Origin of the sequence: Oryzomicrobium sp., from assembly GCF_021287045.1 — a bacterium.
Lineage (GTDB): Bacteria > Pseudomonadota > Gammaproteobacteria > Burkholderiales > Rhodocyclaceae > Oryzomicrobium.
Genome location: NZ_JAJTBG010000023.1, coordinates 16,599 through 28,004 on the forward strand (window position 1 = coordinate 16,599; position 11,406 = coordinate 28,004).

Genomic DNA, 11,406 nt, shown 5'->3' on the forward strand with positions numbered 1-11,406 from the left:
TGCCTCAAACTCGGCTCTGGGTGCGGCTTTGCAGGCCGCCACCTTGAAGATCGAGGACTGGCGCGGGGTTCCAGGCAGGCACCTGGGACGGCGCACCGGCCGGCGCGGCCTGCGGCTGGCCCTGCCAGGGGGCGCGACAGCCCAGGGCGTTGGCCACGGCCAGGGCCGATTTGAGGCCATCCTCGTGGAAACCGTAGCCGCCCCAGGCGCCGCAGAACCACACCCCGTCCTGGCCCTGGAGCGTCGCCAGTTGGGCCTGGGCGGCGATGGCCGGGCCGTCGAAGAGGGGGTGGGCGTAGTCGAAGCGGGCCAGCACGTGCTCGTCCCGGGGCAGCGTATCCGGGTTGAGGGTGACCACCACCGGGGTTGCGAAAGGCAGCGGCTGGAGCTGGTTGATCAGGTAGGAGACCCCCACCGGCCGGGCGTCCAGGCCGGGCCGGTCGGCCACGTAGTTCCACGCCGACCACAGGCTGCGCCGGCGCGGCAGCAGGGCCGGGTCGGTGTGCAGCCAGGCCACGTTGGGCTCGTAGCGCAGGGCGCCGAGCAGGCGTTTTTCCTCCGCCCGGGCGCCGTCACCGAGGATGGCCAGGGCCTGGTCGGAATGGCAGGCCAGCACCACCGCGTCGAACACCTCGCCCAGGGTGGTGTCGCCGCTGCCGGCGTGGAGCCGCACCCGGCCGTCGGCCTGGCGTTCGACGCCCCGTACCGGGGTGGCCAGATGGATGGTGTCGATGCCCAAGGCCAGCTTGGCCACGTATTCCCGGCCGCCACCGAGCACGGTGCGCCACTGGGGCCGGTTGGCCACCTGGAGCAGGCCGTGGTTGCGGCAGAAGCGCACGAAGGTGGCGAGGGGGTAGTCGAGCATCTTGCCGGTGGGGCAGGACCAGATGGCCGCTGCCATGGGCAGCAGGTACCACTCGGAAAATTCCCGGGAATAACCGTTGTCCGCCAGGTAGGCCCCCAGGGAGCGCGGGTCATGGGGCTGGGCGTCGAGCCAGGCCGGGGCCTCCCGGTTGAAGCGCAGGATGTCGCGCAGCATGCGCCAGAAGGCCGGCTTGAGCAGGTTGCGGCGCTGGCCGAAGACGGTGTTGAGGTTGGTGCCGGCCCATTCCAGCCCGCTCTCGCGGAAGCTCACCGCGAACGACATGTCGGTGGCGGTGGAGGCCACCCCCAGGTGGGCGAACAGGGCGGTGAGGTTGGGATAGGTGTGGTGGTTGAAGACGAGGAAGCCCGTATCCACCGGGGCGCTGACCCCGTCCACCGCCACATCCACGGTATTGGTGTGGCCCCCCAGGCGGGTGTCGGCTTCGAACAGGGTGACGTGGTGGCGCTGGCCGAGCAGCCAGGCGGCGGCCAGGCCGGAAATGCCGGAGCCGACCACCGCCACCCGGGCGTCGGGCGGCAGCGGGCGGGGAGCGGCAGAGGGAGAGGAAGTGACGAAGCTGGGCATGGTGCCGTGATCCCGGGCAAAGGTTGCGTTGTTGGTGTTATCGGGGCGCGTGTAGGCAGGGCGGGGCGGCCGAGCCGCAGGCTCAGGCATTGACCCCGTGCAGTTCGGCGTAGGCCGAGTGGTTGTGGATCGACTCGAAGTTCTCCGAGGCCACCGTCCAGGCCGCCACGGCGGGCTCGGCCATCAGGCGCAGGGCGATGTCGCGCACCAGGTCCTCGACGAACTTGGGGTTGTCGTAGGCCCGCTCGGTGACCCACTTCTCGTCGGGGCGCTTCAGCAGGCCGAATACCTCGCAGGACGCCTCTTCCTCGGCCAGGCGCACCAGGTCCTCGATCGACAGCCGGTCCTCCTGCCCCGGGCGCAACTGGGCGCGCAGGGTCAGGTGGGAACGCTGGTTGTGGGCGCCGTAGTCGGAAATCTTTTTCGAGCAGGGGCACAGGCTGGTGGCGGCGGCGGTGATTTCCAGGGTCAGCCGCGGCAGGCCGCCGGGGAGCTGCTCGGCCGCCACCGCCACGTCGTAGTCGAGCAGGCTGGCCACGCCGGACACCGGGGCGCGCTTTTCGATGAAGTAGGGAAAGCGCGCCTCGATGCGGCCGCCGGCGGACTGCAGGTGGCCCAGGGTATCCGCCAGCAGGGGGATGAAGTCGGCGGGGGCCAGGGCCTGCCGGGGACGTTCCAGGATCTCAACGAAGCGGGACATGTGGGTGCCCTTGACCTCCGGCGGCAGGGCCACGGTCATGGCGAACTCGGCCACCGTGGCCCGCTCGCCGGCCGGGGTGCGCAGGGTCAGGGGGTAGCGCAGGCCCTTCACGCCCACCTGCTGGATGGCCAGCTGGCGGGTATCGGGAGTGGATTGGATGTCGGGGAGGAAGATTTTGTCCGGGGCGTTCATGGGGACTCTCCTGGGGCGTTCGGGGCGACGGTGGCGGATGGGGTGACGGGGCGGCGGGGCGTGCGAGGGACGCGTCCTGCTATCGGGGCGCCCCGAGGAAATCGGCGATGCGGGCCTGCAAGGCCGGGTCGTCGGGGGTCACCCGGCTGTCGAAGGACAGCACCCGCTGGCCGCTGCGGTCGATCAGGTACTTGTGGAAGTTCCATTGGGGCGTTTTGCCGGTGCGCCGGGCCAGCTCCCGGTAGAAGGGGTTGGCCCGGGGGCCGGCCACCGTGCTCTTGGCGAACATGGGGAACTTGACGTCGTAGGTGAGGCGGCAGAAGTCGGCGATCTCCTTGTCCGATCCGGGCTCCTGCTGGCCGAAGTCATTGGAGGGAAAGCCCACCACCACGAGCCCCTGGTCCTTGAGCTTGGCGTAGAGCTTTTCCAGGCCGTCGTACTGGGAGGTGAAGCCGCAATAGCTGGCGGTGTTCACCACCAGCAACACCTTGCCCTTGTACTCGCACAGGCTGCGCGGCTTGCCGTCCTGCAACACCGGAAAGGTCTGGCGCAGCAAGGCCGGGCAATCGCCCTCGGCAGCGGCCCGGGCCGCCTCGGCGGGCAGGGCGAGGCAGGCCAGGAGGGCCATCATCGACGAACGAAAGAATCTGAAACGCATGGAAACTCTCCAGTGGCGGACGGATGTGGCATCAGGGCGGCGGGCATGGCGGCGGAGCGCGGGGAGCCGGAGAAGACCGGCAGGGGTGGTTGCCCGCCGCGCTCCGCGTTGCACCGCCTTGCCGCCCTCTTGTCCAAGACAGTTTTCGACACGACTGGTTCGCTCCCCCGGGGTGCGCGGCGGGCGGCCGCCTATCGGCGCTAAAGCATTGGCGCTACTGATCGGAGCAACCGCAACAGGGGTCTGGCGAGGAGAGGCGTGCATTTTTGTCCTAGACAAATCGACGTCACGCTCCTAAGATAGGCTGACAAAACCGCCAAGTCAACTTATTGACGCACTATTGTCTTGGACAAACAATGAACAGACCTTACATGACCATTGCCGCCGTCGAACGGGAAACCGGCCTCTCCAAGGACACCTTGCGGGTCTGGGAGCGGCGTTATGGCTTTCCCACGCCGGAGCGGGACGGCAACGGGGAGCGCATCTACGCCCCCGAGCAGGTGGACAAGCTGCGCCTGGTGCGTCGGTTGATGGACCGGGGTTACCGGCCCGGGCGGCTGCTCGGCATCGGCGACGAGGCCCTGGCCTCCCTGGCGGCCCCCGCGCCCTCCGGCGAGGCCCCGTCCCCCGCCGCCAAAGGGGCCGCCCGCCTGGCCGGAGCCAGCGAGGCGGGGGCGCTGTGCCAGCAGGTGCTGGAATTGGTGCGCCGCCACGACGTGGCCGCCCTGCGCCACGCCCTGCACCAGGCCATGGTCCGCCAGGGCCTGGGGCGCTTCGTCACCGACACGGTGGCGCCGCTCAACAGCGCCGTGGGCAACGCCTGGATGAGCGGCGCCTTCCAGGTGTTCGAAGAGCACCTGTACACCGAGCAGATGCAAGCCGTGCTGCGCCAAGCAATCGCCACCCTGCCCGCCGCCGACGCCCGGCCCCGGATGCTGCTCACCACGGTGCCCGACGAGCAGCACATCCTCGGCCTGCTGATGGCCGAATGCCTGTTCGCCCTGGAAGGCGCCAGCTGCGTTTCCCTGGGCACCCAGACGCCGCTCTACGACATCCGCCTGGCCGCCGAAGCCCAGGGCGCCGATGTGGTGGCCCTGTCCTTTTCCGCCGCCTTTCCCCAGCGCCAGGTCGCGCCGCTGCTGACCCAGCTGCGCGGCCTGCTGCCCGCCGGCATCGCGCTGTGGGCCGGCGGCAGCGGCGTCGAACGCCTGGGCGAGCTGCCCGGGGTCAAGTGCTACGTGCGCCTGGACGAGGCTGTCCAGGCCCTGCGCGACTGGCGGGCACAAGCCGCCTCCTGACCCGCCAGGCCAAGGCCATGTCCTGTGCCCATCCCCGCCCGCTTCCCGGCTTCAAGCGCGCCTTGCCGACCAAGCCCTGCGCCGTCTGCGGCCGGCCCATGAGCTGGCGGCGCAAGTGGGCGCGCACCTGGGAGGCGGTCAAGTATTGCAGCGACGCCTGCCGCCGCCGCAAATCGGAATCGGGGCCGGGGGCCGATGGCTGAGACCCGTCCTGCCGGCGGCACCCTGCGCCTGATCCTGGGCGACCAGCTCCATCCCCACGCCCAAGACCGCCCCCATCCCCTGCTCGCCGACCTGGACCCGGCCCGGGACCGGGTCTGGATGGCCGAGGCGGACGAGGAAGCCCGCCACGTCTGGAGCCACAAGGCCCGCATCGCCCTCTTCCTGGCGGCCATGCGCCACTTCGCCGCCACGCTGCGCGAGGCCGGGGTGCCCCTGGACTACCACCGCCTCGGCCGCTACCCCACCCTTGGCGCGGCCCTGGCCGACACCCTGGCGCGCCAGGGTGGGTGCATCGCCCGGGTGGCGGTGCTGGAACCGGGGGACCGGCGCGTGCTGTCGGCCCTGGCCGATGCCTGTCGCCAAGCCGGCGTGGCCCTGGAGGTGCGCCCCGACCCCCACTTTTTCTGCACCGGCGACGATTTTTCCGCCTGGGCCGGGGACAAGCCCCAGCTGCGCATGGAGTTCTTCTACCGCTGGATGCGCCGCCGCCACGGGGTGCTGATGACCGCCGGCGGCGCGCCGGCCGGGGAGCGCTGGAATTTCGACGGCGATAACCGGGAAGCCTTTCCCCCGGAAGGCCCGGGGCCCCTGCCCCCGGTGCCCCGCTTCGCCCCGGACGGGACGACCCGGGAGGTGCTCGACGAGGTGGCGGCCGCCTTTGCCGACCACCCCGGAGACCTCGAAGGCTTCGCCTGGCCGGTCACCCCTGCCCAGGCCCGGGCGCTGCTGGAGCGTTTCATCGCCGACCGGCTCCCCCACTTTGGCCGCTACCAGGACGCCATGTGGCAGGGGGAGCCGGTGCTCTGGCACTCGCTGCTGGCGGCCGCCCTCAACCTCAAGCTGCTCGACCCGCGCGAGGTGGTGGCCGCCGCCGAAACCGCCTGGCGGGAGGGGCGCGTCCCCCTGGCGGCGGCCGAGGGGTTCATCCGCCAGATCCTCGGCTGGCGGGAATTCGTGCGCGGAATGTATATGCGCGAGAGCCACCGCCGCGGCGACCCGGGTTTTGCCCACAGCAACCACCTGGGGGCCGAGCGCCCGCTGCCGGCCTGGTTCTGGACCGGGCAGACCCAGGCCAACTGCCTGGCCCAGACGATCCGCCAGACTTTGGAGCTGGGGTACGCCCACCATATCCAGCGCCTGATGGTGACGGGCAATTTCGCCCTCCTGGCCGGACTCTCGCCCCGGGCGGTGGCGGACTGGTACCTGGCAGCGTACGTGGACGCGGTGGCCTGGGTCGAGGAACCCAACACCCTGGGCATGGCCCTCTTCGCCCTCGGCCCGGTCATGACCAGCAAGCCCTACTGCGCTTCCGGCGCCTACCTCAAGCGCATGTCCAACTACTGCGCCGGCTGCCGCTACCGCCCCGACCAGGCCCACGGCCCCCGGGCCTGCCCGTTCACCGCCTTGTACTGGCACTTTCTCGACCGCAACGAGGACCGGCTCGGCGGCAATCCGCGCCTGGCCCTGGCCTACCGGAACCTGGCGCGGCGCAGCCCGGAAGAACGGGCGGCCCTGCGCGCGGCGGGAGAGGCCATGCTAGCCCGGCTGGACGATCTCTAAGGCAGCCGGCGGACGGGTTTCGCGCCGTCGCCCGCCGGCGCCGGGCAGGGCGGGTTTGCCCCTACAATGGCCCCTTTGCCCGCGCCAGCCGTGCCCCCCTTGCCCGCCCTTTCGTTCGACCGCCCCGCCTTCGTCGCCGGCATGAGGGCCTTGTCGCCCACCCTGGTCGGGCTGGTGCCCTTCGCCCTGATCGCCGGGGTGGCCGGCACCGGCGTGGGCCTCACGCCGTGGCAGACCATCGGCCTGTCGCTGCTGACCTTTTCCGGCATCGCTCAGCTGATGGTGTGCCAGCTGCTCGCCATCGCCAGCCCGGTGGCGGTGATCCTGCTCGCCACCCTGGTGGTGAGCCTGCGCTTTCTCATGTACAGCGCCGCCCTGGCGCCTCACCTGGGCCACCTGCCCCTGCGCTGGAAGCTGGGGTTGTCCTACCTGACCACCGACCAGGGCTTTGCCGCCAGCCTGCAGCACTTCACCGAGGGGCGCGGCGTGGGCACCGAGGCCACGGGCCGGGCCTGGTACCACCTGGGGGGCGGCCTGCTGCAATGGGGGCTGTGGCAGGCCGGGGTGGCGGTGGGGGCCCTGCTCGGCGCCCAGGTGCCGGCCTCCTGGTCCCTGGACTTTGCCGTGCCCTTGTCGTTCCTCGCCATGCTGGTGCCGGCGGTGCGCAACCGGGGCACCCTGGTGGCGGCGGTGGCAGGCGGAGTGGTGGCGCTGACGGCCGCCGGCCTGCCCTTCCGCCTCGGGTTGATCGTCGCCTCCGTGGCCGGCATCGCCGCCGGGGCCCTGTGGTCGGCCCGGGAGGCGCGCCAGGCCCATCGGCCCCATCCGGCCGAGCAGACGGGAGACCGGCCATGACCGCCTGGACGCCCGCCCAGCTGTGGCTGGTCTTTGCCGCCGTGGCCCTGATCGCCCTGGGGACCCGGGCCATCTTCATCGTGCTGCACGGCCGGGCCAGCTTTCCCGGCTGGTTCCGCCGCGCCCTGGCCTTCGTGCCGGCGGCGGTGCTGGCGGCCATCGCCATCCCGGGCACCCTGACCGTGGCCGGCCAGGTCAGCCTGGCGCTCGACAATCCGCGCCTGTGGGCCGGCATCGCGGCCCTGCTGGTGGCCTGGCGCACCCGCAACGTCTCCGCCACCATCGCCGGCGGCATGGTGGCGCTGTGGTTGATCCAGTGGGGCATGGGCCGGCTGGCGTAAGCCGGGGCCGGAAGCGCGGGAGGGGGCGTGTCCTGGTCCAGGCCCGGGTCAATCCGGCTCGAGGTCCGGTCCCAGGCCACGTCGAGCGGATCAGCCCCGTGCGCCTGTGCCGGTCGATGTATTAAAAAAATTAATACATCGACGTAGATAAAAACCCAAGGTCCGCGCCAGTATTGGAGTTTGGCAACCCGCCAATCCCGATACTTGAAGAAAATTAATAGATTGGGAGCGAACCTGCGTCAGCGGGCCAGAAGGTAGGCGAAGGCCTGGCGGGCCTTGACCACCTTGGGGGCGACGACGAAGGCGCAATAGGGCTGGTGGCCGTGGAGGCGGAAGTAGTCTCGGTGGTAGTCCTCCGCCGGCCAAAAAGGGTGGGCCGGAACGGGACCGACGATCTCGGTGACCACCGGGCGGCCCCAATGGGCTTCGGCCCGGGCCGCGGCCGCCAGTGCGGCGTCGCGCTGGGCCTCGCTCTGACAGAAGATGGCGGAGCGGTACTGGGTGCCCACGTCGTTGCCCTGACGGTTGAGGGTGGTGGGGTCGTGAATGGCGAAGAAGACGTCGAGCAGGGTGGCGAACGGCAGGGCGGCCGGATCGAACGCGATCTTCACCACCTCGGCATGGCCGGTGCCGCCGCCGCACACGGCCTCGTAGCTGGGGGCGGCCACGTTGCCGCCGCAGTAGCCGGAGGTGACGGACCGCACCGCGGCAAGCTCCTGGAAGACGGCCTCGAGGCACCAGAAGCAACCGCCGCCGAGGATGGCGGTTTCCAGAGGGTGATCGGATGGGGCGGACATGAGCGACTCAGCGATGGATGAGGCCGAAAACCGGCCGATGGCAGTGAGACCGCAGCCGGCAAGCGGAGTTTAGCGCTCCACCCCGCGCCGCTCGCGCAGGGCCTGGGCCAGGGTGCCCGGGTCCACGTACTCCAGCTCACCGCCTACCGGGATGCCCCGGGCGATGCGGCTGACCTTGATGCCCCGGGCCTTGAGCAACTCGGACAGGTAGTGGGCGGTGGCCTCGCCCTCGTTGGTGTAGTTGGTGGCCAGGATCACCTCTTCCACCACCCCGTCGTCCACCCGCTGGAGCAACTTGTCCAGGCCCAGCTGGGTGGGGCCCTGGCCGTCGAGGGGCGAAATGCGCCCCATCAGCACGTAGTACAGGCCGTTGAAGGCCAGGGTCTGCTCCATCATGTTCATGTCCACCGGCGTCTCGACCACGCACAGGGTCTTGCCGTCGCGCTTGGGCGAGAGGCAGCGCTCGCACACTTCGGCCTCGGTGAAGGTGTTGCAGCGGGCGCAGTGGCGCAGGGCGGTGAGGGCGTTGAGCAGGGCCTCGCCCAGCTTCTGGGCGCCCTTGCGGTCACGCTGGAGCAGGTGGTAGGCCATGCGCTGGGCCGATTTCGGGCCGACCCCGGGCAGGCATTTGAGGGCGTCGATGAGGGCGTCGAGGCTACCGGGATTGTGGACGGACATGGCAGATCGGGGAGACCGGGTCGTGGCAAATGCAGCGCGGGCGGCGCCGTCCGCTGTGGACAGGCGCCGCCCGCCGGCAATGGGAAGTTGGCTGGGGACCGCTTAGAACGGCAGCTTCATGCCGGGAGGCAGGTTGAGGCCGGAGGTGAAGCCGGACATGCGTTCCTTGGTGACCTCCTCGCCGCGGCGCACCGCGTCGTTCATGGCGGCGGCGATCAGGTCTTCGAGCATCTCCTTATCGTCCATCACGGAGGGATCGATGGTGACGCGCTTGACCGCATGGCCACAGGTCATCAGCACCTTGACCATGCCGGCGCCGGCCTGGCCTTCGACTTCGACCTGGGCCAGCTCGTCCTGGGCCTTCTTCATGTTTTCCTGCATCTGCTGGGCCTGCTTCATCAGGCCGGCGATTCCACCACGGAGCATGGGAGTCCTTTCTACGTCGCTAATCGGGAAGACTGGAAATCGGTCAGAGGGGCTTGATCGACGCTTCGATCAAGGTGGCGTCGAAGGTGTCGATCACCTCGCGCACGAAGGGGTCGGCCTCGATGGCCGAGACGGCCTCGTCCTGGCGTTCCTGGCGCTCGCGCTTGGCCAGGGCCGCCGGAGTCTCGCTCTCGGTATCGGCCAGTTCGATGCGCACCTGCACTGGGCGACCCAGTACCTCGCCCAGGGCCTGCACCAAGCGATCCTGGGCCGGCTTGATGAGCAGGTGCCGATGGGCCGGCGGCAGACGCAGGGCCAACTGGCCGGCATCGCCGCTGCGCAGCTCGCAATGGTAGGCGAGTTCCCGGGCCATGCCGCTCAGGCGCGCCTGGGCGAGCAGGTCGCCCCAGGCCGGCAGGCTATCCACGGAGGCCGCTGCCACGGGGCTGGGTTGGGCGGGTGCGCTGCGGGGCGCTTCTTGCTGGGGTTCGGCCACCTGAGGGGCTGGTGCCGACTCCGGCGCAAAAGCAGGCTCGGGCTCGGCATAGGCCGTCGGCGCGGATGCCGGCGCGGCCTGGACCGGACGCGACTGAGGCGACACCGCCCCCGGCGCCGGCCGAGGGGCCTGCGTGGGGCGCCCGCCACCGCTCGGGGCCGCCGGCGCCGCCGTTCCGGCGGGCCGGAAGGCGTGCATGCGCAGCAGGGTCATGATGAAGCCGGCGTGGGCGTCCGGGGCCAGAGGCAACTCCTCCCGGCCCTTCACCGCGATCTGGTAGGCCAGCTGCACGAACTCGGGGGCCATGGCGGCGGCTACCGCCGTCACCCGCTCCCGTTCGAGCAGGCTGTCGCCCAGGGCGCCCGGTGCCATCTGCTCGATCTGGATCTGGGTGAGCAGGGTCGCCAGTTCGGCCAGGGCGCTGTCGAAGGACAGGCTGCGCCCGGCCATGGTATCGGCCACCGCCACCAGGCCCGGGGCCGACTCGGCGATCAGGGCATCGAGCAGGGAGAACAGGTGGTCCTGGTCCACGGTACCGAGCATGTCGCGCACGCCCGCTTCCTCGACCCGGCCGGCGCCGTGGGCGATGGCCTGGTCGAGCAGGGACAGGGCGTCGCGCATGCTGCCGTTGGCCGAGCGGGCCAGCAGCGCCAGGGCCGGGGCCTCGTAGGGCACCGACTCGGCATCGAGGATGCGGGTCAGGTGGCCGACGATGTTGGGCGGCGACATCTGCTTCAGGTTGAACTGGAGGCAGCGCGACAGCACGGTCACCGGAATCTTCTGCGGATCGGTGGTGGCGAGGATGAACTTGACGTGCTCGGGCGGCTCTTCCAGGGTCTTCAGCATGGCGTTGAAGGCCGAGTTGGAGAGCATGTGCACTTCGTCGATCACGTAGACCTTGAAGCGCCCCCGGGTCGGCGCATAGACCGCGTTTTCGAGCAGTTGGCGCATCTCATCGACCCGGGTGTTGGTGGCCGCGTCGACCTCGAGCAGGTCCACGAAGCGCCCGGCGTCGATCTCGGTACAGGCGGCGCACTGCCCGCAGGGCGTAGCGGTCACGCCGGTCTCGCAGTTGAGCGACTTGGCCAGGATGCGCGCGATGGTGGTCTTGCCCACCCCGCGGGTGCCGGTGAACAGGTAGGCGTGGTGCAGGCGCCCCTCGGTCAGGGCGTGGGTCAACGCCCGTACGACGTGTTCCTGGCCGACAAGGGTCCGGAAGCTTTTCGGGCGCCATTTGCGCGCCAGTACCTGGTAGCTCATGGGCCGAATTCTAACAGAGGGGAAAGGGGCGCCGCAGAAGTGGCTGCGGATGGCCGGCAATCGTGGCGGTGGTCGCCCCGGGCGGCTCTTGCGGGGGATGCTGCACAAGTCAGCATCCAGAAATGAAAGTGGCGAGCCTAACCCCCGGCACTTGCAGTAAGTAGCTGTGGCTGCTTCCTTCCGGACCTGACCAGATTCACCACCCTGCAATGCGGGGAGACCCGCCGATGTGAATCATAGCACGGGCAGTCCGTTTTCCGTGGGCTGCGGTGCAAATTCTGTTGTTGTCTGAGCGGAGGCGCTCTGCGGAGAGGGGCGGTTCTAGGTTGAGGTGTCTGCCGTGTCGGCACAGCAGGGATAGAGCGCCTGGAGAGCGGCATCTCTGTGCGTCCTGCCGTTGGGAGCGGGGGGGGCTTTGTGGGGTGTAAAAGCACAAACCCCCGTTAGCGGGAGAGCTAACGGGGGTTTGATTG

The 11,406-nt window shown here is 70.1% G+C and carries 12 protein-coding genes and 1 other RNA gene; 5 read left to right on the plus strand and 8 right to left on the minus strand.

Annotated features, from left to right (window positions below; genetic code table 11):
* Positions 1 to 4 precede the first annotated feature (4 nt).
* The 3 genes from LWW89_RS17280 to LWW89_RS17290 form a co-directional block, all read right to left on the minus strand.
* Complete coding sequence (locus LWW89_RS17280) at positions 5 to 1,450, minus strand: FAD-dependent oxidoreductase (protein ID WP_293266448.1); 1,446 nt, start codon at positions 1,448 to 1,450, stop codon at positions 5 to 7.
* An 82-nt stretch (positions 1,451 to 1,532) separates the two neighbouring features.
* Positions 1,533 to 2,342 carry a GTP cyclohydrolase FolE2 gene (gene folE2 / locus LWW89_RS17285; protein ID WP_293266450.1) on the minus strand — a complete coding sequence of 270 codons (810 nt, stop codon included), beginning with the start codon at positions 2,340 to 2,342 and terminating at the stop codon, positions 1,533 to 1,535.
* Between the two features lie 79 nt (positions 2,343 to 2,421).
* Positions 2,422 to 3,000 carry a glutathione peroxidase gene (locus LWW89_RS17290; protein ID WP_293266452.1) on the minus strand — a complete coding sequence of 193 codons (579 nt, stop codon included), beginning with the start codon at positions 2,998 to 3,000 and terminating at the stop codon, positions 2,422 to 2,424.
* A 356-nt stretch (positions 3,001 to 3,356) separates the two neighbouring features.
* Here LWW89_RS17290 and LWW89_RS17295 point away from each other — a divergent pair, with 356 nt between their 5' ends.
* The 5 genes from LWW89_RS17295 (at position 3,357) to LWW89_RS17315 (ending at position 7,276) form a co-directional block, all read left to right on the plus strand.
* Positions 3,357 to 4,298 (plus strand): MerR family transcriptional regulator, encoded by a 942-nt coding sequence (locus LWW89_RS17295; RefSeq protein WP_293266454.1) that lies wholly within the window; start codon positions 3,357 to 3,359, stop codon positions 4,296 to 4,298.
* Positions 4,299 to 4,315: 17 nt separating this feature from the next.
* Positions 4,316 to 4,501, plus strand: a complete 186-nt coding sequence (locus LWW89_RS17300; protein WP_293266456.1) for a DUF2256 domain-containing protein — start codon at positions 4,316 to 4,318, stop codon at positions 4,499 to 4,501.
* Positions 4,494 to 6,080, plus strand: a complete 1,587-nt coding sequence (locus tag LWW89_RS17305; protein ID WP_293266458.1) for a cryptochrome/photolyase family protein — start codon at positions 4,494 to 4,496, stop codon at positions 6,078 to 6,080. Before LWW89_RS17300 ends, LWW89_RS17305 begins: the two co-directional genes overlap by 8 nt.
* Positions 6,081 to 6,179: 99 nt before the next feature.
* A complete protein-coding gene (locus LWW89_RS17310; RefSeq protein ID WP_293266460.1) occupies positions 6,180 to 6,935 on the plus strand; it encodes an AzlC family ABC transporter permease in 756 nt (251 codons plus the stop codon).
* Positions 6,932 to 7,276: an AzlD domain-containing protein gene (locus LWW89_RS17315; RefSeq protein WP_293266462.1), complete on the plus strand. Its 345-nt coding sequence runs from the start codon at positions 6,932 to 6,934 to the stop codon at positions 7,274 to 7,276. Before LWW89_RS17310 ends, LWW89_RS17315 begins: the two co-directional genes overlap by 4 nt.
* A 239-nt stretch (positions 7,277 to 7,515) precedes the next feature.
* On the opposite strand, the gene msrA is transcribed toward LWW89_RS17315, so the two are convergent.
* The 5 genes from msrA to ffs form a co-directional block, all read right to left on the minus strand.
* The gene (gene msrA / locus LWW89_RS17320; RefSeq protein WP_293266464.1) at positions 7,516 to 8,073 is read right to left on the minus strand and encodes a peptide-methionine (S)-S-oxide reductase MsrA; all 558 of its coding nucleotides are present in this window, start codon (positions 8,071 to 8,073) and stop codon (positions 7,516 to 7,518) included.
* A gap of 69 nt (positions 8,074 to 8,142) precedes the next feature.
* On the minus strand, positions 8,143 to 8,751 hold the full coding sequence (gene recR, locus LWW89_RS17325; RefSeq protein WP_293266466.1) for a recombination mediator RecR: 609 nt from the start codon (positions 8,749 to 8,751) through the stop codon (positions 8,143 to 8,145).
* Positions 8,752 to 8,853: 102 nt separating this feature from the next.
* Entirely contained in the window at positions 8,854 to 9,177 is a 324-nt protein-coding gene (locus LWW89_RS17330; protein ID WP_293266468.1) for a YbaB/EbfC family nucleoid-associated protein, read from the minus strand.
* A gap of 43 nt (positions 9,178 to 9,220) precedes the next feature.
* A complete protein-coding gene (gene dnaX / locus LWW89_RS17335) occupies positions 9,221 to 10,933 on the minus strand; it encodes a DNA polymerase III subunit gamma/tau (RefSeq protein ID WP_293266470.1) in 1,713 nt (570 codons plus the stop codon).
* A 127-nt stretch (positions 10,934 to 11,060) separates the two neighbouring features.
* Positions 11,061 to 11,159, minus strand: an RNA gene (gene ffs, locus LWW89_RS17340) — signal recognition particle sRNA small type.
* Between the last annotated feature and the right edge of the window lie 247 nt (positions 11,160 to 11,406).